This window comes from Methylobacterium brachythecii, assembly GCF_014196345.1.
In the GTDB taxonomy this organism is placed as follows: domain Bacteria; phylum Pseudomonadota; class Alphaproteobacteria; order Rhizobiales; family Beijerinckiaceae; genus Methylobacterium; species Methylobacterium brachythecii.
In genome coordinates, this window is record NZ_JACIDN010000003.1 from 615,994 (window position 1) to 636,252 (window position 20,259).

18 protein-coding genes are annotated in these 20,259 nt (G+C 68.8%); 15 read left to right on the plus strand and 3 right to left on the minus strand.

All coding sequences use genetic code 11. The features are described 5' to 3' along the window. Positions 1 to 28 precede the first annotated feature (28 nt). Together GGR33_RS10625 and GGR33_RS10630 are read left to right on the plus strand one after the other, a co-directional pair. Positions 29 to 2,749, plus strand: a complete 2,721-nt coding sequence (locus GGR33_RS10625; protein ID WP_183504745.1) for a valine--tRNA ligase — start codon at positions 29 to 31, stop codon at positions 2,747 to 2,749. Positions 2,750 to 2,837: 88 nt separating this feature from the next. Then, on the plus strand, positions 2,838 to 3,557 hold the full coding sequence (locus GGR33_RS10630; protein WP_183504747.1) for a DUF2459 domain-containing protein: 720 nt from the start codon (positions 2,838 to 2,840) through the stop codon (positions 3,555 to 3,557). Between the two features lie 3 nt (positions 3,558 to 3,560). Here GGR33_RS10630 and sugE read toward each other — a convergent pair whose 3' ends face one another. Together sugE and GGR33_RS10640 are read right to left on the minus strand one after the other, a co-directional pair. Next, the gene (gene sugE, locus GGR33_RS10635; RefSeq protein ID WP_183504749.1) at positions 3,561 to 3,875 is read right to left on the minus strand and encodes a quaternary ammonium compound efflux SMR transporter SugE; all 315 of its coding nucleotides are present in this window, start codon (positions 3,873 to 3,875) and stop codon (positions 3,561 to 3,563) included. A 107-nt stretch (positions 3,876 to 3,982) separates the two neighbouring features. Then, positions 3,983 to 4,549 carry an HNH endonuclease gene (locus tag GGR33_RS10640; RefSeq protein WP_183504751.1) on the minus strand — a complete coding sequence of 189 codons (567 nt, stop codon included), beginning with the start codon at positions 4,547 to 4,549 and terminating at the stop codon, positions 3,983 to 3,985. 599 nt (positions 4,550 to 5,148) lie between these two features. On the opposite strand from GGR33_RS10640, the gene GGR33_RS10645 reads away from it, so the two are divergent. The 9 genes from GGR33_RS10645 to GGR33_RS10685 all read left to right on the plus strand — a co-directional run bounded on the left by GGR33_RS10645 (position 5,149) and on the right by GGR33_RS10685 (position 14,973). Further along, positions 5,149 to 7,839, plus strand: a complete 2,691-nt coding sequence (locus GGR33_RS10645) for a DUF3772 domain-containing protein (RefSeq protein ID WP_183504753.1) — start codon at positions 5,149 to 5,151, stop codon at positions 7,837 to 7,839. A gap of 139 nt (positions 7,840 to 7,978) precedes the next feature. After that, positions 7,979 to 8,977 carry a tripartite tricarboxylate transporter substrate-binding protein gene (locus GGR33_RS10650; RefSeq protein ID WP_183504755.1) on the plus strand — a complete coding sequence of 333 codons (999 nt, stop codon included), beginning with the start codon at positions 7,979 to 7,981 and terminating at the stop codon, positions 8,975 to 8,977. A gap of 117 nt (positions 8,978 to 9,094) precedes the next feature. Continuing rightward, a complete protein-coding gene (locus tag GGR33_RS10655) occupies positions 9,095 to 10,156 on the plus strand; it encodes an enoyl-CoA hydratase/isomerase family protein (RefSeq protein WP_183504757.1) in 1,062 nt (353 codons plus the stop codon). Positions 10,157 to 10,169: 13 nt separating this feature from the next. Beyond that, positions 10,170 to 10,640, plus strand: coding sequence for a DUF6163 family protein (locus GGR33_RS10660; RefSeq protein ID WP_183504759.1), 471 nt, complete (start codon positions 10,170 to 10,172; stop codon positions 10,638 to 10,640). Between the two features lie 214 nt (positions 10,641 to 10,854). After that, positions 10,855 to 11,529 carry a PspA/IM30 family protein gene (locus GGR33_RS10665; RefSeq protein WP_183504761.1) on the plus strand — a complete coding sequence of 225 codons (675 nt, stop codon included), beginning with the start codon at positions 10,855 to 10,857 and terminating at the stop codon, positions 11,527 to 11,529. Positions 11,530 to 11,568: 39 nt separating this feature from the next. After that, entirely contained in the window at positions 11,569 to 11,844 is a 276-nt protein-coding gene (locus GGR33_RS10670; RefSeq protein ID WP_183504763.1) for a YiaA/YiaB family inner membrane protein, read from the plus strand. A gap of 74 nt (positions 11,845 to 11,918) precedes the next feature. After that, positions 11,919 to 12,611: a hypothetical protein gene (locus GGR33_RS10675; protein WP_183504765.1), complete on the plus strand. Its 693-nt coding sequence runs from the start codon at positions 11,919 to 11,921 to the stop codon at positions 12,609 to 12,611. Positions 12,612 to 12,780: 169 nt separating this feature from the next. Next, positions 12,781 to 13,707: an alpha/beta hydrolase gene (locus GGR33_RS10680; RefSeq protein WP_246412948.1), complete on the plus strand. Its 927-nt coding sequence runs from the start codon at positions 12,781 to 12,783 to the stop codon at positions 13,705 to 13,707. Positions 13,708 to 13,839: 132 nt separating this feature from the next. Then, positions 13,840 to 14,973, plus strand: a complete 1,134-nt coding sequence (locus tag GGR33_RS10685; protein WP_183504767.1) for an FAD-dependent monooxygenase — start codon at positions 13,840 to 13,842, stop codon at positions 14,971 to 14,973. Positions 14,974 to 15,004: 31 nt separating this feature from the next. Here the strand turns inward: GGR33_RS10685 and GGR33_RS10690 are convergent, their stop codons facing one another. Further along, positions 15,005 to 16,726, minus strand: a complete 1,722-nt coding sequence (locus GGR33_RS10690; RefSeq protein WP_183504769.1) for a GGDEF domain-containing protein — start codon at positions 16,724 to 16,726, stop codon at positions 15,005 to 15,007. A gap of 366 nt (positions 16,727 to 17,092) precedes the next feature. Here GGR33_RS10690 and GGR33_RS10695 point away from each other — a divergent pair, with 366 nt between their 5' ends. The 4 genes from GGR33_RS10695 (at position 17,093) to GGR33_RS10710 (ending at position 20,094) form a co-directional block, all read left to right on the plus strand. After that, positions 17,093 to 17,818, plus strand: coding sequence for a response regulator (locus GGR33_RS10695; RefSeq protein WP_183504771.1), 726 nt, complete (start codon positions 17,093 to 17,095; stop codon positions 17,816 to 17,818). Positions 17,819 to 17,821: 3 nt separating this feature from the next. Next, positions 17,822 to 19,201 carry a sensor histidine kinase gene (locus GGR33_RS10700; protein WP_183504773.1) on the plus strand — a complete coding sequence of 460 codons (1,380 nt, stop codon included), beginning with the start codon at positions 17,822 to 17,824 and terminating at the stop codon, positions 19,199 to 19,201. A gap of 128 nt (positions 19,202 to 19,329) precedes the next feature. Next, complete coding sequence (locus GGR33_RS10705; RefSeq protein WP_183504775.1) at positions 19,330 to 19,608, plus strand: GCG_CRPN prefix-to-repeats domain-containing protein; 279 nt, start codon at positions 19,330 to 19,332, stop codon at positions 19,606 to 19,608. Between the two features lie 153 nt (positions 19,609 to 19,761). Then, a complete protein-coding gene (locus GGR33_RS10710; RefSeq protein ID WP_183504777.1) occupies positions 19,762 to 20,094 on the plus strand; it encodes a GCG_CRPN prefix-to-repeats domain-containing protein in 333 nt (110 codons plus the stop codon). Positions 20,095 to 20,259: the final 165 nt, after the last annotated feature.

Genomic DNA, 20,259 nt, shown 5'->3' on the forward strand with positions numbered 1-20,259 from the left:
CCGCCCGCACCAACGGCCCGACCGCCCCATGATGGACAAGACCTTCGATCCCGCCGCCGTCGAGGCGCGCGTCGGCGCAGCCTGGGAGGCCGAGGGCGCGTTCCGTGCCGGCCGGCCCGAGCGCGCGGGCGCCGAGCCCTATTGCATCGTCATCCCGCCGCCGAACGTGACGGGCTCGCTGCATATCGGGCACGCGCTCAACAACACGCTGCAGGACATTCTCTGCCGGTTCGAGCGCATGCGCGGTCGCGACGTGCTCTGGCAGCCCGGCACCGACCATGCCGGCATCGCCACGCAGATGGTGGTCGAGCGCGAGCTCATGAAGGCGCAGCAGCCCGGCCGGCGCGAGCTCGGCCGTGAGGCCTTCCTCGAAAAGGTCTGGGCCTGGAAGGAAGAGTCGGGGGGCGCCATCGTCGGGCAGCTCAAGCGCCTCGGCGCCTCCTGCGACTGGTCGCGCGAGCGCTTCACCATGGACGAAGGCCTGTCCGAGGCCGTCCTCAAGACCTTCGTCGACCTGCACGCGCAGGGCCTGATCTACCGCGACAAGCGCCTCGTGAACTGGGACCCGAAGTTCCAGACCGCGATCTCGGATCTCGAAGTCCTGCAGGTCGAGACCAAGGGCAACCTCTGGTACTTTGACTATCCCGTCGTCGACGAGACCGGGGGCCTCACCGGCGAGACCATCACGGTCGCCACCACGCGCCCGGAGACCATGCTCGGCGATACCGCGGTCGCGGTGCATCCGGAGGACGAGCGCTACACGGGCCTGATCGGGAAGAAGGTGCTGCTGCCGATGGTCCGGCGCGCGATCCCGATCGTCGCCGACACCTATTCCGACCCCGAGAAGGGCACCGGCGCGGTCAAGATCACCCCGGCTCACGACTTCAACGACTTCGAGGTCGGCAAGCGCCACGGTCTGCGCGCGATCAACGTGCTCGACGAGGAGGGCCAGATCCTGCTGGCCGGCAACGAGGCCTTTCTCGAGGATGCCGATCCCGAGCCGGAGGCGCTGGAGTTGCACGGCCTCGACCGGGAGGTCGCCCGCAAGCGCGTCGTCGCGCTGATGGAGGAAAAGGGGCTGCTCCTCAAGATCGAGCCCAACGTCCACGCCGTGCCGCATGGCGACCGCTCGGGCGTCGTGATCGAGCCCTATCTCACCGACCAGTGGTACGTGAACGTGAAGCCCCTAGCCGAGCGCGCCCTCCAGGCCGTGCGCGACGGTGAGACCCGCTTCGTCCCCGAGAACAACGAAAAGGTCTTCTTCCAGTGGCTGACCAACATCGAGCCCTGGTGCATCTCGCGCCAGCTCTGGTGGGGCCACCAGATCCCCGCCTGGTTCGACGAGGACGGTGGCATCTACGTCGCGCTGAACGAGCAGGAGGCGCAGGCCAAGGCCGAGGCGGCCCGCGGCGGCCCCGTCACCCTACGGCGTGACGAGGACGTCCTCGACACGTGGTTCTCCTCGGCGCTCTGGCCGTTCTCGACCCTCGGCTGGCCCGAGGCGACGCCGGAACTCGCCCGTTACTACCCGACCAACACGCTGGTGACCGGCAAGGACATCCTGTTCTTCTGGGTCGCCCGCATGATGATGATGGGCCTGCACCTCACCGACAAGGCGCCGTTCTCGACCGTCTACCTGCACGCCCTGGTGCGCGATGCCACCGGCGCCAAGATGTCGAAGTCGAAGGGCAACGTGGTCGATCCCCTCGGCCTGATCGATGAGTACGGCGCCGACGCCCTGCGCTTCACGCTGGCCGCATTGGCTGCGCCGGGACGCGACATCAAGCTCGGGCCGAACCAGGTCGAGAGCTACCGCAACTTCGCGACGAAGCTCTGGAACGCCTCGCGCTTCGCCGGGATGAACGGCTGCCAACTCGATCCCGCCTTCCGGCCGGAATCCGCGAAGGCCGTCCTCAACCGCTGGGCGTTTGGCGAGGCCGCGCGCGCCGTCTCCGAGGTCGCAACGGCGCTCGACGCCTACCGCTTCAACGACGCGGCGGCCGCCGCCTACCGGTTCGTCTGGAACATCTTCTGTGATTGGTACGTCGAGCTGGCCAAGCCCGTACTGCAGGGGGAAGGCGTCGATCCGGCGCTGAAGGACGAGACCCAGAAGTCGATCGCCTACCTGATCGATCAGGTGGCCAAGCTTCTGCACCCCTTCATGCCGTTCCTCACCGAGGAGCTCTGGGCGATCAAGGGGGAGGGTATCACGAACCGCGGGCTCCTCACGCTGGCTTCCTGGCCCGATCTCTCCGGGCTTTCGGACACCGCCGCCGAGGCAGAAGTCGGCTTCCTGGTCGAGCTCATCTCCGAAATCCGTTCGGCCCGCTCCGAGACGAACGTGCCGGCTGGCACGCAGATTCCGCTTGTGCTTGTCGGCACCGACGGGGCCGTGTGCGAGCGCGTCGAGCGCTGGCAGGACACCCTGCTCAGGCTCGGCCGCCTCTCCGAGATCCGATTCGAGACGGATGCACCCAAGAACTCGGTGCAGCTCCTGGTGCGCGGTTCCGTGGCAGCGCTGCCCTTGGAGGGCATCGTCGACCTCGCCGCCGAGGTCGAGCGCCTGCGCAAGGAAGCGGGCAAGACCGAAGTCGAGATCAAGAAGCTCGACGCCAAGCTCGGCAACGCCGACTTCGTCGCCCGCGCCCCCGAAGAGGTGGTCGAAGAGCAGCGCGAGCGCCGCGACAGCGAGGCCGCACGGCTGGAGAAGATCCGCGAGGCGCTGACGCGGTTGTCGGATCAGGGGTGAGGCGCCGAGCTCTCTCCGTCACTGCGAGCGCAGCAAGACGGCCGTGCATGCGCCACGCGACGGGTCGAACTCATCGACCGGAAACGGGATGAAACCGCTGACATGGCCGCGTCGCCTTGGGCTTGCAGCGGCGGCCATCTGCGCGGCGTTCCTGCTCGCCGTCGTCCTGACGGCAAAACCCGGAGACCTGGCCCTTTACCCGCCCGTTGAAGGCGACTCGCAAAAAATCCACCTCGTCAGCCACGGCTGGCATTCCGGCATCGTGCTGCCGCGTGCAGCGCTGACGGGGCAGGGGGCCGGCGCGGCGTTGCGCAACGTCGCCACCCGCTTCCGCAACTACGAAAACATCGAATTCGGTTGGGGGGAGGCCCGCTTCTATCGGTCGACGCCGACGGTCGCCGATGTCGACTGGGTGCTGGCGGCGAAGGCACTCTTCACACCGGGCGGCGCTACCGGCGTGGTGCAGGTCGTCGGCCTGCCGGATGACCTGCGCGCCACTTTCCCGAACGCCGAAATCGTGCCGATCCGCGTGTCACCAGCCGGCCTTTCACGGCTGATCGCGCGCCTCGACGCAGCGTTCCGCCTGAACAACGGCCAGCCCGTGGACGAGGGGCCCGGCCTCTACGGACCGAGCCTGTTCTATGCCGGCACCGGCCGCTTCTCCTTCGTCAATGTGTGCAATCACTGGACGGCCGGTCTGCTCAACGCTGCCGGCCTGCCGGTCGCGCCAGTGCTCGATACCTACCCGCGAGGCCTGATCCTCGATCTCGCCTGGCGCTCGAACGCAACGGCTCTGCCGCCTCGCTGAAACCTACTCGGCGAGTTTCAGCCCCAGGATACCCGTCACGACCAGGGCGATGCAGCCGACCCGCATCGCGGTGACGGGCTCGGCGAAGAGAGCAATGCCGAGAATTACGGTGCCCACCGTGCCGATGCCGGTCCAGACCGCGTAACCGGTCCCGAGTGGCAGAGTCTTCACGGCATAGGAAAGCAGCACGACGCTCACCACCATGCTGAACAGCGTCCAGACCGACGGCCAAAGCCGCGTGAAGCCGTCGGCGTATTTCAGCCCGATGGCCCAGCCGACCTCGAACAGGCCCGCGACGAACAGGATGGCCCAGGCCATGACGGTCTCCTTGCCCAGCGCCAAATCGCCGGGCCTCTGGAGCCGAACATGGGCGGCATCGGGTGCTCGTCCCGTGCCGGATCGCACATCGGAGCGCGATCCGGGCCTCAGGTTTCGAGCGGGCTGTCCCAGTACAGGAAGTCGAGCCAGGTGTTGTGCAGCTCGTTCTTCGCCTTGGGCAATCGCCGGGCGATAGCGTCGAGCTGGTAGGGCGACGGCTCGAAGGGCTTGCGGCGCAGGTTCATGCCGCTCTGGTCCAACGAGCGGTTACCCTTGCGCAGATTGTCGGCGCTGCAACTCGCGACGATGTTCGTCCAGGCCGACTCGCCGCCCTTCGAGCGCGGATTCACATGATCGAAGGTCAGTTCCTGCGGCGGCAGGCGCTCGCCGCAATACTGGCAGGTGAACTCGTCGCGCAGGAAAAGGTGGTAGCGGGTGAAAGCCACCTTCTTACGCCGATGGTAGCTCTTGAGAGCCACCACCGAGGGAACCTGGAAGGACTGGCTGGCCGAATGCACCTCAACGTCATCGTAGGTCTTCACCTGGATGACGCGTTCCTGAAGCACGGCGACCAGGGCGTCCTGCCAATTCCAAACCGAGAGCGGTGCCCAGCTCACCGGCTGCATATCGGCGTTGAGCACCAGCGTGCGAAGGTTGCCGACGTGCGCGTTCATGTCGGCCTCCGTTGACTGCACGTTTCGCCGAGCAATCGTTCGAGGCGCGCCGCCGTTGGGAGCGTGATCGCGAAGAATAGGGCACTCGTCATCGACGCAACTTTCTCATCGCGTTCACGAGCTCTGACCCCGTGGTTTGGTCCAATACTCCGATACGGCACGACATGGCACCCCCGGCCGTTCTCCCGCGCTGCGGAAGCTTGGCCGTTACAGTGCCTTCGATGCGGTTAGGAGCGGGAGAGAAATGAAAACGCCGGCGGCGACTGCCGGGGAGGGGCAGCCGGTGAGACGCGGGCAGCGTGGCGTCGGACGGTGTCACGACGGTCGTCGCTGCCCGGCAGCGGAACGACAGGGCCATGTCCATTGCTGCTCAGTCTAATATCGACGTGACAGGGTTGTGAAGGTCGCTCGGATTGGCGAGACGTCGCGCGCACAGATTCGATCTCAAGGCGGCGGGTTCAGGTGCGCCCTGCACCGTTTCGCCCCATTGATCCGCGACGGAGGACGCCGCGACGGGTGCGATTTTCGCGAACTGCCCCATCTCAGTCGCGGACATCGCTTCGGCCGCGGACACGGGGCCCGGCCCTCGAACAAGGACGATGATGGTTCGATCGACCCTTCGCGCCGCGCGCATCGCGGCCCTCTCGGCAATCCTGGCGGGTGCAGCGATTGCCGTGCCGACCGGTGTGTTCGGCCAGGGGGCAGCGCCGGCTCAAACGCAGGAGCAGAAGGCGGCGCCCCCGCCGCAAACCGGCAGCGACAAGCCGCAACCGCCGCAGGGCACGGCTGCGCCCGCGCCGCAGGCGGCCGCACCGGCTCCTGCCGCCAAGCCCGCACCGAAGCCGCAGGTCTCGGAGGGGATCAAGACGGTCCGCGAGCGGCTCGACCAGATCAAGAGCGACCTCGACACTCGCGAGAAGCGGGTCACCGGCCGCGACGTCAGCGCCGGCGCGCTCACGACCGCCCGCGATGGGCTGGAAGCCGTTTCCGATCGGATCCGGGCGATCATCGCAGCTCTCGATCCGCGCCTGGAGGCCGCCCGTGAGCGGCTGACGCAGCTCGGCCCGAAGCCGAAGGATTCGGAAGAGGGCGACGACGTCGCCAAGGAGCGCGTCGAGCGCGGGCATGCCGTCACCGAGATCGACGAGACACAGCGTCTGGCCAAGTCGCTGCTGGTCCAGAGCGACCAGATCGTCGATCAGATCACCAACAAGCGCCGGGCCGCCTTCACGCGCGGGCTGTTCGAGCGCTCGTCCGCACTGTTCAGTCCAGACCTCTGGATGAAGATCGGCGCCGACCTGCCGCGCGACCTGAAATCGCTTCAATCCGCGCTCGAGGACATCCTCTATCTGTTCTCGCGCAACGGCAGCCTGTGGAACCTGCTGGTTCTCGGCGCGGCCTTCGGGATCTCGTTCGCGCTGTATTTCGGCCGGCGCAACATCGCGCCGAAATTTGGCCGACGCGACGTCAAAGTCACCGAGCCCTCCCGTCGCGCCAAGCTTCTCGCCGCCTGGCGCGTGCTGCTGCTCGGCACCGTTCCGGCAGTGGTCGGAAGCTACGCCGTCTACTACGCCCTGGATGCCACGGACCTGCTGCCGACCCGGCTGATGCCGGTGGCGAGCGCCATCCTGATCGGATTGGCCTTCATCGCCTTCGTCCAGGCGCTCTGTGACGCATTGCTTGCGGTCGGCAAGCCGGCTTGGCGGCCGACGCCGGTCAGCGACGCCGCCGCCTGGCGCGTCCAGCTCCTCGCTGTCAGCATCGCGGTGGTCATCACGATCTCGAAATCCACCGAGGCCCTCAATTCCGGCATCTACGCCGCGCTCTCGATCTCCATCGCCACGCGCGGCATCGGCGCCGTCACGGCGGCCCTGCTGCTGGCGATTGGCCTGCATCGCTTCGCCGATACGGCGGAGAAGGAGGAGGCCTGCTTCGGTCCCTATGTCGGCACCGAGACCTCGAGCAGCATCGGCGGCCCGTTGCGCCTGCTCGGCTGGGCGGCGACGGTGCTCGTCGGCATCGGCGCGATCATCGGCTACGTCGCCCTCGCATCCTTCCTCGTCGACCAGCTGATCTGGACGGCGAGCCTGTTCGTGCTGTTCTGGCTGCTCATCGCCAGCGCAGACGAGTTCATCGGCGGCTCACTCAGCAACGACACCAAGATCGCCACGGCGCTCCAGGCCAATACCGGCCTGCGCAAGCGCTCGCTGGATCAGATCGCCGTGCTCGCCACGGGATTTTCCCGCGTCGTGCTCATCGCGGTGGCGCTGCTGCTGGCGCTGGCGCCGTGGGGGCTCGATTCGAACGACGTGTTCTCGTCGCTCCGCTCGGCCTTCTTCGGCTTCAAGGTCGGTGACGTCACGATCTCGCTTTCGGGAATCGTGTTCGGCCTCGGCATCCTCGCCCTCGGCGTCTTCGTCACGCGGTCGGTGCAGCGCTGGCTGGAAAACACCTATCTCCCCGCGACCGAGCTCGATGCGGGCCTGCGCAACTCGATCTCGACCATGGCCGGTTATTGCGGCTTCCTGCTCGCGCTGGCCCTCGCGTTCTCCTATCTCGGCCTGAGCCTGGAAAAGCTGACCATCGTCGCCGGCGCGCTGTCGGTCGGTATCGGTTTCGGCCTCCAATCCATCGTCAACAACTTCGTCTCGGGCCTGCTGCTGCTCTGGGAGCGCCCGATCCGCGTCGGCGACCAGGTGCTGATCGGCGACTCGGAGGGCATCGTGAAGCGCATCTCGGTGCGCTCCACCGAGATCCAAACCTTCGACCGCTCGGCCGTGATCGTGCCGAACTCCAACCTGATCTCGGGGGTCGTGAAGAATCGGGTGCGCGGCGACCGCAGCGGGCGGGTGATCATCTCGGTCAGCGTCCTGCGCAACCAAGATCCCGTGCGTGCTGCCGAAATGATGGTCGATTGCGCCAAGTCTCATCCGGACGTGCTCAAGCAGCCGCCGCCGCGCGTGGTCTTCAAGAAGATCGGCGACCCATTCCTGGACTTCGACCTGATCGCCATGATCAGCGACGTGAACCTCGGGCAGGGCGTGCAGAGCGATCTGAATTTTTCCGTCTTCAAGACGCTGTCGGATGCCGGCTTCATCCCGGCCATGGGACCGCCTTCGAGCTTCATCACCGTTCAGGGTCTGGAGCCGGTGCGCGACGCGCTCGGCCAGATTGCGAGCGCCGTCGGAACCTCTCCCGCACGCACCGGCGCCGCACCCGAGGAGCCGGCTCGACGCGACGACGAGAGTGGGGAGCCCATCCGGCGCAAGCTCGGCGCGGCGTCCTCGTAATGCCGGTGCCGGCCGAATGGCTTGCTGGCATCGATGCGCTGGCGACATCGCCCACGCGGCAGGGTCGGCCGGCACGGCTCTTGCCGGATATGCCCGGCTGCTCGTAACTGTGAAGCGCTGTCCTCCAGGAGGATGTCCGATGTCCGCCCTCGATCGAACCCGCGCGCTTCTCGCCGCCGCTCTCGCCATCGGCGCGGTCGTGGCTGCATCGGTCCCGGCAATGGCAGAGCAGGGCTATCCGGACCAGCCGATCTCCCTCGTCGTGCCTTTCGCGGCCGGCGGCCCGACCGATACCATCGCCCGGATCATCGCGCCGCCCATGGCAAAGGCGCTCGGGCAGCCGATCAAGATCGAGAACATCTCGGGTGGCGGCGGCACCACCGGCATCACAGAGGCATCGCTGGCCAAGCCCGACGGCTACACCATCATGATCGGACACATGGGCACACACGGGGCGGCCCCGGCTCTGTTCCGTACCCTGAAATACGACCCGGCCCGCACTTTCGATCCGATCGGCCTCGCCGCGGGCACGCCGGTGGTGATCGTCGCGCGCAAGGATTTTCCTGCAAGCGATCTGAAGAGCTTCGTCGAGGCCCTGCAGAAGAAGGGCTCGACCTACAGCCAGGCTCATGCCGGGGTGGGCTCGGTCTCGCATTCGACCGGAATGCTATTCGACTCGATCGTCAACGTGAAGCCGACCTTCGTCGTCTATCGTGGCACCGGCCCCGCCATGAACGACCTGATCTCGGGCCAGGTAGACTTCCTGACCGACCAGATCGTCAACGTCGTGCCCCACCTCCAGGCCGGGACGATCAGGGCCTACGCCATCGCGACGCCCGAGCGTTCGCCGGCGCTGCCGGGCGTTCCGACGACGCGCGAGGCTGGGCTTCCCAGTTTCGAGGTCAGTGCCTGGAACGCCGTCTTCGCGCCGAAGAACCTGCCGAAGGACGTGCATGCGCGGCTCGTCGATGCCCTGGACAAGGCGCTCGACGATCCGACGGTCCGCGAGAGGCTGCTCAAGCTCGGCGGCAGGATCCCGGCCGGCAGCGAGCGTGGCCCCGTCGCGCTGCAGAAGCTCGTGGAAAGCGAAGTCGCGCGCTGGACCCCGGCGTTGAGCGCGGCCGTCGAAGAACAGTGAACCGTCTGCCGATCCTGCGCCGGCGCAGGTCGAGTCCAATCCCGTGAACTGCAGCTCGGCCGTGATTGACGGGGCGCCCGAGACTTCGTCTAAGCGCTTCAACGAGAAGGCGCGTGCATGTCGGATCAGGCCGGTCCTGAAATCATCCTGGAAAAGCGGGGCGCGGCGGGCCTCATCACCCTCAATCGCCCGAAGGCGCTGAACGCCCTGACGCTGCCGATGATCCGGGCCATGCACGCCCAGTTGCAGGCCTGGGAGACCGACGATGCCGTCAGCCGCATCGTGATCCGCGGCACAGGCGGACGGGCCTTCTGCGCGGGCGGCGACATCCGGCAGATCTATGAACTCGGCAAGGCCGGACGCTTCGACGAGACCATGGCGTTCTGGATCGGCGAGTACCAGCTCGACGCCTACGTGAAGCGCTATCCGAAGCCCTACATCGCCCTGATCGAGGGTGTCGTGATGGGCGGCGGGGTCGGGCTCTCGCTGCACGGGGACGTGCGCGTCGCCTCCGAGAAATACATGTTCGCCATGCCCGAGACTGGGATCGGCTACTTTCCCGATGTCGGGATGACCTACTCGCTGCCACGGCTTCCCGGACGCACGGGGACCTACCTGGCCGTGACGGGGGCCCGCGTCGGAGCGGGCGATGCCCTGGCGCTCGGGCTCGCCACTCATGCCGCGAAGGCCACTGATTTCGAGGCCATCGTCGACGCACTCGCGCGTGGTGGCGATATCGCGGACACGCTGGCCGCATTCGAGGCCGAACGGCCCGAGACCGGTCCGCTCGTCGCCGAGCGCAGCACCATCGACGAATGCTTTTCGGCCCCAACCCTGCACGACGTTCTCGGCCGCCTCGACGTCGCGGCCTCCTCCGGCGCATCCTTCCCGGCCGAGACGGCGACCCTGATCCGCTCGCGCTCGCCGACGAGCGTGCTCATCGCCTTCGAGCAGATGCGGCGGGGCATCGGCATGAGCTTCCCCGAGGCGATGCTGGCGGAGTTCCGTCTCTGCACCCGCGTGATGGGCGGAAACGACTTCTTCGAGGGCGTGCGTTCGGTCATCGTCGACAAGGACGGCGCGCCGCGCTGGCAGCCCGCCACGATCGAGGCGGTCGATCCGGCAACGATCGCCGCCGCCTTCGAACCCCTCGACGGCTCCGAGCCGTCCTTCGCATGAGCGGGTCTCGTCGGTGAAAGCCCTGACCAAAGTCGGCACGACGCGGGACGGCCGCGGACGCATCGGCGGTGCCGAGGGCGTGAACGACCGCATCGAGCGTGCCGAGCGTCGGCAGACGCATTGGGACACGGTGTTGGTCTGGTTCATGCGCATCGTGGCCCTGGTCTGGGTCGCCAAGGGCGTCCTGACCTGGGCCGACATCGTCGACGTGCTGCCCGGCAGCCCACCGTTCGAGGGCGAGCCGCTCGGCCGGCAGACGGTCATGGTCTATTTCGCCGTGATCGACTTCACCGCGGCCGTGGGCCTCTGGCTGACCAGCGCCTGGGGCGGCGTCGTCTGGCTCCTGGCGGCCACCAGCGGCATCACCCTGGCCGTGCTGACGCCTCAGCTTCTGCCGATGCCGATCGCGCTGATCGTCCTGCAGGGCGCCGCCATCGTCGCCTACTTCACGCTGTCCTGGCTCGCCGCTCGCGAGAACCACTAAGCGCAGGTCGCCGCGGCACGGCATTCGAGCCGCTCGTCCAACACAGCACCGATATCCCCCGTCGAGTGGCCGAGCCTGGCGACGCCAGGGCGCGCGCGCAGTTATGAGCGCCGCTCCTCCGATTTTGCACGATGTGCAAAATCTCACTTGAACACTGTGCAAACTCGTGTGAACCATCGGGTGTGACATCGATCACGCCTGTGGAGACACTCCGATGCTCAAGCTGTTTCGCATTCTCGCCCGTGGCGCCGCCGCGCGCGCCGAGGAAGAGTTTCTCGACCGCAACGCCCTTCTGATCCTCGACCAGCAGGTCCGCGAAACCCGCGCCTCGCTGGAGCGGAGCCGGCGCGCACTCGCCGCCGCCGTCGCGGCCGATCAGGCCGAGGGCCGAAAGCTCAGCGACATCGAAAACCGAGCCATCGATCTCGAAACCCGCACGGTGGCCGCTCTCTCCGCCGGCCGCGAGGATCTCGCCCGGGAAGCTGCCCAAGCGATCGCCGAACTCGAATCCGAGCGCGATGCGATCCGGCAGGCCAGGAGCCGCTACGAGGCCGAGGTCGCCCGCATCCGCACGGTCGTCGCTGAGGCGACGCGACGCCAGACCGAGCTTGAGCGCGGCCGGCGTACGGCAGCCGCCGCCGAGGCAGTGCGCCGCATGCGGGTCAATCCGGGCCCGAACGAACTCGCCACGCTCACCGAGGCCGAAGCGACTCTCAAGCGCCTGCGTGACCTCCAACAGGAGGCGGCCGACACCGAGGCGGCCCTCGCCGACATCCAGCCCGGTGCGGACATCGCCGCGCGCATGGAGCGCGAGGGCTTCGGCCCAAGCAGCAAGACGACCGCCGACGCCGTGCTCGACCGGCTTCGCCGCCGCGCCGAAGCTGCCTGATCCCTCACATCCCCACCGCCATTCGAGGAGATATCCGTCATGACCACCGAAGCCTCACCCCAACATTCGAGTGCCTGGGTCACCTTCACCTACGGCTCGTTCGTCGCCTCCGCCGCCATGGTGGCCATCGGTATCCTGTTCATGCCGATCGATTTCTGGATGAAGGGCTACTTCGCCATGGGCGTCGTCATGCTCGTACAGTCCTGCGTGACCTGCACCAAGACGATGCGCGACGTCCACGAGAGCAAGCGCATGCACAACCGCATTGAGGACGCCCGCACCGAGCGCCTCCTGATGTCGGTGGGCAAGGATTGATCTCGACAGGCTCCGGCCCGCGACGTCACGAAGGCGTCGCGGGCGGCTGATCCCTTTCGTTCCCGGAGATGACGATGACTGCCCCCAACGCCGTCGCGACAGCGGCTTCTCCCGCCTTGCCGTTCGAACCGCGTATCCCGCTGACGCTGAAGCTCGCCTATTCGGCCTTCGCGCTGGTTCTGATCCCGGTCTATCTCTTCCATTACGGGCCGACGAACTTCGTCTATTTCTGCGATCAGGCCGTGCTTCTCACCTTGGTCGGCATCTGGATCGAGAGCCCGTTGCTGATCTCGCTCTGCGCCGTCGGCATCCTCGCGCCGCAGCTCCTCTGGATCGTCGATTTTCTCGGCACCGCCATCGGACGGCCGATCACCGGCATGACCGAATACATGTTTGATCCCGCCAAGCCCTTGCTCTTACGGGCCTTGTCCGGCTTCCACGGCTGGCTGCCGCTCCTGTTGGTCTACCTCGTTGCCCGGCTCGGCTACGACCGCCGCGCGCTGCCGATCTGGACCGTGATGGCTGTGATCACGATCCTCGTCTGCTTCTTCCTGATGCCGGGCCCGCGCGCCGATGCCGGCCTCACACCGGTGAACATCAATTACGTCTGGGGCTTCAGCGACGCGACCGCGCAGGGCTGGATGCCGGCCTGGGCGTGGCTCGCTCTGATGCTCGTCGGATTGCCGCTCACGCTGTTCCTGCCAACGCACGTGGCGCTGCGCCGGCTGATGCCGGCTGCTCGCCGGGTGCGCCTGGCGGCGGCCTGATCGGCGCCGCGGCTCGCCAATCGGAAAAGCCGCGACCGCGTGCAGAAGCCCGCGATCGCGGGCGACCTCTCCGAAAGGTGCCAAACCTTGCGATAGGGCCGGTCTCGACGACATCGTGTACTTGCGCGCCGAACGCCAGATGTCTGGACACGGCTGGGACGATTGACGGATGAGGATGAACCGGAGGGCGCTCCTCCTCGGAGCCGGGGCGACCGTCGCCGCCGGCAGCCCGGCGGTCGCGGGCGAGACCGGATTCGTCCCGCTCTGGCCGGGCACGCCGCCGGGTGGCGGCGGCCCTTCCGGCCCGATGGAGGCCACGGACAGGGGTGCGATCCTCTCGATTACAGTGCCGGGCCTCGAAGTCTTCGTGCCGGAGATCCCGAACGGCGCGGCCGTGCTCGTCGCGGCGGGTGGCGGCTATCGGCGGATCATGATGGAGCTGGAGGCACGGCCTGCCGCCCGCTGGCTCGCCGCGCGCGGCATCACCGCCTTCGCCCTGGTCTACCGTCTGCCGCGCGAGGACTGGCCGGTAGGTCGGCTGGCGCCTCTGCAGGACGCCCAGCGGGCGCTGCGCCTGATCCGGGCGCGGGCCGGCCGCTACGGGCTCGATCCCGAGCGCATCGGCGCGCTCGGTTTCTCGGCGGGCGGCTATCTGGTGGGACTGGCCGCGACGCGCTTCGACCGGCCGACCTACGATCCGGTGGACGCGGCGGATGCCCTCTCCGCGAGGCCGTCGGGGGCAGCCTTGGCCTATCCCGTCATCACGCTGGAGCAGCCCTACGACGGCACGTCGACCGCCCACCAGGTCGTCGGCCGTCATGGTGACCCTGCTCTCGCACACGAATGGTCAGTTCAGACGGGGGTCCGGGCCGGCGGGCCGCCGGTCTTCCTCGTCCACGCCGAGGACGATCAGGTCGCTGATGCCGCGAACACCCGGATCATGGCGCAAGCCTGCATGCGGGCCGGCGTCCCCGTCGAACTGCATCTGCCGCAGACCGGCCGCCACGGCTTCGGAATGGGCCGCCCGGGCACGGAGAGCGAGTCCTGGCCTGGCTGGTACGAGGCCTGGCTGCGGCAAGCCGGCATGCTGGGCTGACCTCTCGAAGGATGACGGCTCTATCCCGCTCGACCCTGACCAGACGGGCAGGCCGTTCACGCGACGGCGGGATCGTGGCATCTGCGGCTCCCGTCTGCGAGAACCGCGCAAGGCAACCGACCGGAGCCCCTGATGTCCACGGACTCGACCGACCGCGTCCTGATCGTCGGCGGTGGCGTCGCCGGGCTCGCGCTGGCGCGGGCTCTGCATCGCCGCAACGTCCCAGCGCTCGTTCTCGAACGCCGATCCGGGCCAGCCGATGCGGGGCTCGCCGTCAACCTGCCGGGCAATGCGATCCGCGCCCTGGGCGAACTCGGGCTCGCCGACGCGCTGGTTCAAACCGGCACGGCCATCCGCCACCGCTCCTATCGGACCGAGCGCGACCGGACCCTGTTTTCGATCGACGAGGCGGCTTTCTGGGACGCCGGCGCGCAGCCGCGCTGCATGCGCCGCGCCGACCTGCTGCGTCTGCTGAGGTTGGGCCTGCCGGACGGGACGGTCCGCGAGGATTGCGGGGTCTTCGCGATCCGGCAGGACGAGACCGGCGTCACCGTCGCGCTGACGGACGGCACCAGCGAGCGCGGCAGCCTTCTGGCCGGTGCGGACGGCGTCCACTCGACGGTGCGTCGCGCGCTGTTTGGCGAGGCGACGCTCGGCGCGGCCGTGCTGGCCCGTGCGAGCTGGCGCTTCATGGCGCCCAATCCGGGCATCGACGGCTGGACCCTTTGGAGCGGGCGGCGTGGGCTGTTCCTGCTCATCCCGGTCGAGGGCGAGGCCTATGGCTGGGCCGCCCTTACGGGAGACGCGCCGGCGGGCAGCGATCTCGCGGCGGCGGCCTCGGTCTTCGGCAGCTTCCCGAGCCCGGTGCGCGAGACCCTGTCCTGGATCCTCGCGCGGCCGGATGCGATCTACCATTCGCCGCTCGAAGAGGTTCGCATCCCGAGCTGGACCAGCGGCCGTACGCTCCTGGTGGGCGACGCCGCGCATGCCACCGCGCCGGTTTGGGCGCAGGGTGCCGCGATGGCGCTCGAAGACGCGTTGGTGCTGGCCCGGCTGCTGGCCGAGCACCCGGATCGCAGCACCGTCGGGGAGGCGTATGAGAGACTGCGCCGCCCGCGCGTCGAGCATGTCCAGGCAATGACGGACCGCGTTTCCCGCAGCGCCCGTCGCCCGGGCTGGCTGCAGCGGAGGCTGCTGCCCATCGTCGGGCCGAAGAGCTACCGCGCAACCTACGAGCCGCTGCGGCGATCCGTTCTCGAGGGGTGACGCCGCGCTTCGGACGCCCGACGTCGGACTGTCACTCGGCGGCGATCGCCAGCCGGCTGGCTTGCTCGTCCGAGCTGCCGTCGTGGCCCCGCCACCCGGAGCGCATCGGCGCCAGGGCGACCTGGTTGCGGCCGTTGTGCTTGGCCCGGTAGAGGGCCGTGTCGGCGGCCTTGACCAGCTCCGCACTGGTGCTCGACGTGCAGGGCACCGAGGACACGCCGAGCGAGGCCGAAACCTGCGCTCCGTGGGCGCCCGACAGGCCCTCGATCCGCGCGCGGATCTGCTCGGCCTTGATCGCCGCGTCGTCGAGATCGCAATCGGGCAGGAACACGATCAGCTCCTCGCCGCCGTAGCGGCAGGCCACATCCGTCTCGCGGAGCGTGCCGACGATGGCCGCCGCGGCCTCGCGCAGCACGGCGTCGCCGGTGGCGTGGCCGTGCTCGTCGTTCAGCCGCTTGAAATGGTCGAGATCGATCATGATCACCGAAACCGTGCGGCCCTCGCGCTCGGCGAGGCGCACGTAGCGGTCGAGGCTGTCCTCCATGTAGCGGCGATTGTAGAGGCCGGTGAGCGGGTCGCGCAGCGCCTGGTTGCGCAGCTTCTCGCGCAGCGCGATGTTCGACAGCGCCAGCGACATGGCGTCACCCAGCGCCGAGCTCAGTGAGAGGATGTCGGAGAGCCGCGCCTCGGCCTCGGCGCCGTAGGCGAAGATCTGCAGCAGCCCGAGGTTCTCACCACGGGCCGTCATCGGGATCTCCAGGGCGGCGACACCCGTAGCATGGTGCTCGCAGCAGAGCGCCTTGCCGCCGCTGCGGTTGATGTGTGGCTTGCCGCGCTTCATCGCCCAGCACTGGTTGACGGTGATCGTTTCGGGCAGCGCGCCTGCCTCCTCGCAGGACCAGGAGGTCGAGAGCACCAGCCGGTCGCGCGAATTGTTGAACACGTAGAGCGCGCCGCCGAAGCCCTTGATCAGTTCGCCCGCCGTGGCGCGCAGAACCGCGTTGGCATCGTGGTGATCCGCCGCGCTCTGCAGCATGTCGGTCATCTCGAAGAGGTGCCCGACCTGGGTGCGGGATTCGTCCATTTGCCCGATGGCTGCCTGCCGCGCGCGGGCATCGCGCGCGCCGGCCCGGAAGGCGAAGATCATCACGGCGCCGATTAGCAGCTCCGAGAGCAGCACGAAGACCTTGCCGAATTCGATGCGCGTCTCATGGGGCGCGAATTGCGCGTTCCAATCGACCAGGAAGCGGTCGAAGGCGGTGCGCAATCCGGCGACCTGGGCGGCGCTGCCGCGCTCGCGCAGCAGGGCCTGCGCCTCCTCGAGCCGGCCCTCGCGCGCCACCGCCAGCACGTCGGTCCAGCTCGTCTCCAGCGTCTTCACGATGGCGACCGCAGAGCGCCGCGTGCCGTCCGGTGCGCGCAGGTAGCGGTCGAGCTGCGCGAGCTGGGCGTCGCGGCTGTGCAGCGCCTCCAGGGCGCGGCTATAGGTGGAGTGCTCGACCGCGCGATCGCCCAGGGCCTTGTTCAGCACGTAGCCCTCGGCATCCATCAGGGCTTCCTGAGCGATGCGCATCTGCCGTCCGCCCTCACGCAGATCGAGCAGGGCCTGCTGGTTCCAGTTGGTGAAGAAGAAGCCCGACAGCACGATGGTGATCATCAGGCCGACGAGGCAGAACTGGCCGATGAGCCGCCGCCCGATCCGGCCGCCGCGCTCGGGCACGGAGGTCTGCAGGGCGGCGTCGGTGATGAGCATGGCTCGGCCTTGAAGGTCTCGACGGTCGAGATCGCAAGCGCGCAGAACAGCACGAACGTCACCAAGCAAGCGTCAACGAAGATCGTTAATCGCGCGGCAAGTCCTCGATGGATCGCCCGCCGATCGCATCGGGGCCGGCCTCTGAATGACCTTGATCGGCAACGGCTTAGCGAAAGCACGAGCGATCCGGCCACATGTCGAGGAAACTGCTTTCCAAATCGGGTCGCGTGAAACGCCTCCGGCAACCACGCCGCACGCCCCGACGGCACCGCGATGGAGGCGAGCGGCCACCTGCGCGTGTAACGTTTTGTGACGGCGAGCGGTCTGGCGTTGCCGGCGCGCCATGCGTCCCTATGCTGGCTCTCGATGAACGTCGGAACGACCCTCGCGATCGTCGAGGATGACCCGGAAATCCGCGCGCTGCTCGGCGGACTCCTCGAGGGCGAGGGGTTCTCCGTGCGCGCGCTCGACGGGGGCGCGGCCCTCGACCGGTTGCTCGCCCATGGCCCGGTGCCCGATCTCGTGGTGCTCGACTGGATGCTGCCGGGCGAGGACGGCCTCTCGATCTGCCGGCGCCTGCGCGCGGCGGGAGGGCCGCCGATCATCATGCTCACGGCCAAGGACGAAGATATCGACCGGGTGCTCGGACTGGAAATGGGCGCCGACGATTACGTCTCGAAGCCGTTCAACCCGCGGGTGCTGCTGGCGCGCATCCGCGCGGTCCTGCGCCGGGTGAGGCCGAGTCACGACGAGCCTGCCGAGGCACCCAGGCGAATGCGCGTCGGCGATCTCGTGGTGGATGCCGGCGCCCGCCGCGTGCTGACCGCAGAGGCCGCGAGCGAGATCGTGCTGACCAGCGCCGAGTTCGACCTGCTGATGTGCTTCGTCACCCGGCCGCAGCGCGTCCTCTCGCGCGACCAGCTTCTCGACTGGACGCGCGGGCGCGTGGCCGACGCCTTCGACCGCACCATCGACGTCCAGGTCAGCCGACTGCGCAAGCGGCTGGAGGAGGGTGGGAGTGCGGCTGCCGGGCAGATCAAGACGGTGCGCAACGCCGGCTACATCCTCGCCGCCTCGGTCGAGCCGGCCTGAGCCATGCTCGGACGCATCGGCCTGCTCGGTCGCCTCACGCTCATTCTGATGCTGGCGCTCGCCGTGGTGATCGGCGCGGCCATCGCAATCGGGCATTTCGAGCGCAACGCCTCGCGCCGGACCTTCACCGGCCCCTATCCGCGCCTCGCCCAGGCCGCAGGCATCATCGACCTCGTGCGCGAGGCGAACCCGGCCCTGCGCGCCAGCATCCTGCGCGCGGTCAACGACCCGCACATGCGCGCCGCCATCGTCGAGACGGCACCCGCCGAGACCGGCGACCTGCGCCGGGCGCCGCGCATCGAGACGACGTTGCGCAACTTCGCCGGCGGCAAGATCGTGGGGGACCTGCGCGCCTATACCGGTGCCTCGGTGCCGGAACGCCCCTCCGCGCTCAGCACCGAGGGCCGGCCGGCCCGGATCGTCTGGCAGATGCCGGACGGGCACTTCCTGGTTATCGAGGACGTCGAGCCCGCCCGTGGCATCAACCTGCGGCTGTTCGGGCTGCCGCCGGGCCTCTGGATCGGACTGCTCGGCTTTCTCGTCGCCGGCCTCGCGCTCTACACGACGCAGCGGGAGATGCGCCCCCTGCGTCGCCTCACCGCCGCCGCGGAGGGCTTCGATGGCGGCCCCGTGGACCGCGAGGCCGCCGCCATCGGCTCTGACGGCGCCCCCGACATTCGCCGCCTCGCCCGCGCCGTCCAGGGCATGCAGGAACGCGTCGCCGGGCTGCTGCAGGAGCGCTCCTTCCTGATCGGGGCGATCTCGCACGACATCAAGACCTACCTGACCCGGCTGCGCCTGCGCGCCGAGAGCGTGCCGGACGAGGCCGCGCGCGAGCGCATGATCGGCGACGTCGACGCCATGGCCGACCTGATCGACACCTCCCTGGCCTTCGCCCGCGGCACCGCGATCTCGCGGAGGCGCGAGCGGGTCGACCTCGCCGATCTCGCGGCGATCGAAGTGGCCGAGCGCGATGCCCTCGGGCAGCCGGTCGGCCTCGCCGGCGGCGACGGGGGAGGGCCGGACGACGCCGTGGTGGCGGGCGATGCGGTGGCCCTGCGGCGCGTGCTGACCAACCTCGTCGACAACGCCGTGAAGTTTGGCCGCCAGCGCGTGGAGGTGGCGCTGGAGGTCAGCGCGGAGGCCTGCCGCGTCTGCGTCGAGGATGACGGCCCGGGCGTCGGCGAGGCGCAGCGCGCGGCGATCTTCAGCCCCTTCTACCGGGTCGAGGGCTCGCGCAACCGGCACACGGGCGGCAGCGGGCTCGGTCTCGCCATCGCGCGGCAGATCGTGGAGGCCCATGGCGGCACCCTCGCGGTGGCGGATGGCCGCCTCGGCGGCGCCTGCTTCTCCTTCAGCCTGCCGCGCGCGGCCCGAGGCTGAGACGGGCACGGTTACAAAACGTCACATCGCGACGAGCCCACGTCACATCCGGGAAGGAGACGGGGCGCAGCATCCTTCCGACGGTGGAGGCAGACAGAGCCGCCGCCGCATTCGGAGGATTTTTCAAGATGCTGAAGAGCTTCGTCGCAGCCCCCGTGCTGGCGCTCGGCATGGCCATGTCGCTCGCCGGGCCGGCCTCGGCTCTGCCGATCGTGAACGCCGTCGATACCGGGGGCGATGCCCGGATCATCCAGGTCTATGGCGGCTGCGGACCCATGGGCCATCGCGGACCCTATGGCGGCTGCCGCTCCGGCGGGCAGTGGGGCGGCTACGGACGCGGCCGCGCCTGCCCGCCCGGCTTCCACCTCGGCCCCTACGGCCGCAAGTGCTGGCCGAACCGCTTCTGAGGCGAGCGGCCGGGCGCCCCGATGACATGAGGCGGCCGGCCCAAACCCTCGCACCGAGTTGCCGCGGCCACGGCATCGTCAACCGGAGCGGCGTGCTGTCTTGCGGCGCCTGACGCCGACCGCCCGTCGCCCCCCAGCATGAGGAGACCAACCATGCGTCGACACTGGATCGCAGCGCCCCTCCTGGCCCTCGGCCTCATCGGGGCGAGCGCCGGCATCGCCGAAGCCCGCGACGGCTGCGGCCCCGGCTTCCACCGCGGCTTCTACGGCTATTGCCGCCCGAACCGCTGGGCACCGCGCTTCTACGGCGGCTACGCCTACGGCCCCCGCTTCCACGGCTACCGCCGCTTCGGCTGGGGCGGCCCGCGCTGGCACCGCTGGGGTGGATGGGGCGGCCCGCGCCGCTTCGGCTGGCACGGTGGCTGGCATCACGCCGGATGGCACGGCGGCTGGCACCGGGGCGGCGGCTGGCATCACCGTTGGTGAGCGTGGAAGCGAACGGATCGCCGTTCGTTTCGCCGGACAGACGGGACGCTCGTCCCGCCTGTCCCAGGGCGTCTCACGCTGCTGGAGGCCCGGAACCGTCGCAGTTCCTCGCGCGCGGGAGGCGGGCTGCCGGGATTGACAGCGCGACGTTGATGTGTAATTATT

What these genes read in the sequence shown, in the direction of transcription:
- GGR33_RS10645 (WP_183504753.1), top strand. Translation starts at nt 5,149, where the DNA reads ATGATGGTTCGATCGACCCTTCGCGCCGCGCGCATCGCGGCCCTCTCG.
- GGR33_RS10630 (WP_183504747.1), top strand. Translation starts at nt 2,838, where the DNA reads ATGAAACCGCTGACATGGCCGCGTCGCCTTGGGCTTGCAGCGGCGGCC.
- GGR33_RS10710 (WP_183504777.1), top strand. Translation starts at nt 19,762, where the DNA reads ATGCGTCGACACTGGATCGCAGCGCCCCTCCTGGCCCTCGGCCTCATC.
- GGR33_RS10680 (WP_246412948.1), top strand. Translation starts at nt 12,781, where the DNA reads ATGAGGATGAACCGGAGGGCGCTCCTCCTCGGAGCCGGGGCGACCGTC.
- GGR33_RS10640 (WP_183504751.1), bottom strand. Translation starts at nt 4,549, where the DNA reads ATGAACGCGCACGTCGGCAACCTTCGCACGCTGGTGCTCAACGCCGAT.
- GGR33_RS10700 (WP_183504773.1), top strand. Translation starts at nt 17,822, where the DNA reads ATGCTCGGACGCATCGGCCTGCTCGGTCGCCTCACGCTCATTCTGATG.
- GGR33_RS10650 (WP_183504755.1), top strand. Translation starts at nt 7,979, where the DNA reads ATGTCCGCCCTCGATCGAACCCGCGCGCTTCTCGCCGCCGCTCTCGCC.
- GGR33_RS10705 (WP_183504775.1), top strand. Translation starts at nt 19,330, where the DNA reads ATGCTGAAGAGCTTCGTCGCAGCCCCCGTGCTGGCGCTCGGCATGGCC.
- GGR33_RS10625 (WP_183504745.1), top strand. Translation starts at nt 29, where the DNA reads ATGATGGACAAGACCTTCGATCCCGCCGCCGTCGAGGCGCGCGTCGGC.
- GGR33_RS10695 (WP_183504771.1), top strand. Translation starts at nt 17,093, where the DNA reads ATGAACGTCGGAACGACCCTCGCGATCGTCGAGGATGACCCGGAAATC.
- GGR33_RS10655 (WP_183504757.1), top strand. Translation starts at nt 9,095, where the DNA reads ATGTCGGATCAGGCCGGTCCTGAAATCATCCTGGAAAAGCGGGGCGCG.
- sugE (WP_183504749.1), bottom strand. Translation starts at nt 3,875, where the DNA reads ATGGCCTGGGCCATCCTGTTCGTCGCGGGCCTGTTCGAGGTCGGCTGG.
- GGR33_RS10675 (WP_183504765.1), top strand. Translation starts at nt 11,919, where the DNA reads ATGACTGCCCCCAACGCCGTCGCGACAGCGGCTTCTCCCGCCTTGCCG.
- GGR33_RS10690 (WP_183504769.1), bottom strand. Translation starts at nt 16,726, where the DNA reads ATGCTCATCACCGACGCCGCCCTGCAGACCTCCGTGCCCGAGCGCGGC.
- GGR33_RS10685 (WP_183504767.1), top strand. Translation starts at nt 13,840, where the DNA reads ATGTCCACGGACTCGACCGACCGCGTCCTGATCGTCGGCGGTGGCGTC.
- GGR33_RS10670 (WP_183504763.1), top strand. Translation starts at nt 11,569, where the DNA reads ATGACCACCGAAGCCTCACCCCAACATTCGAGTGCCTGGGTCACCTTC.
- GGR33_RS10665 (WP_183504761.1), top strand. Translation starts at nt 10,855, where the DNA reads ATGCTCAAGCTGTTTCGCATTCTCGCCCGTGGCGCCGCCGCGCGCGCC.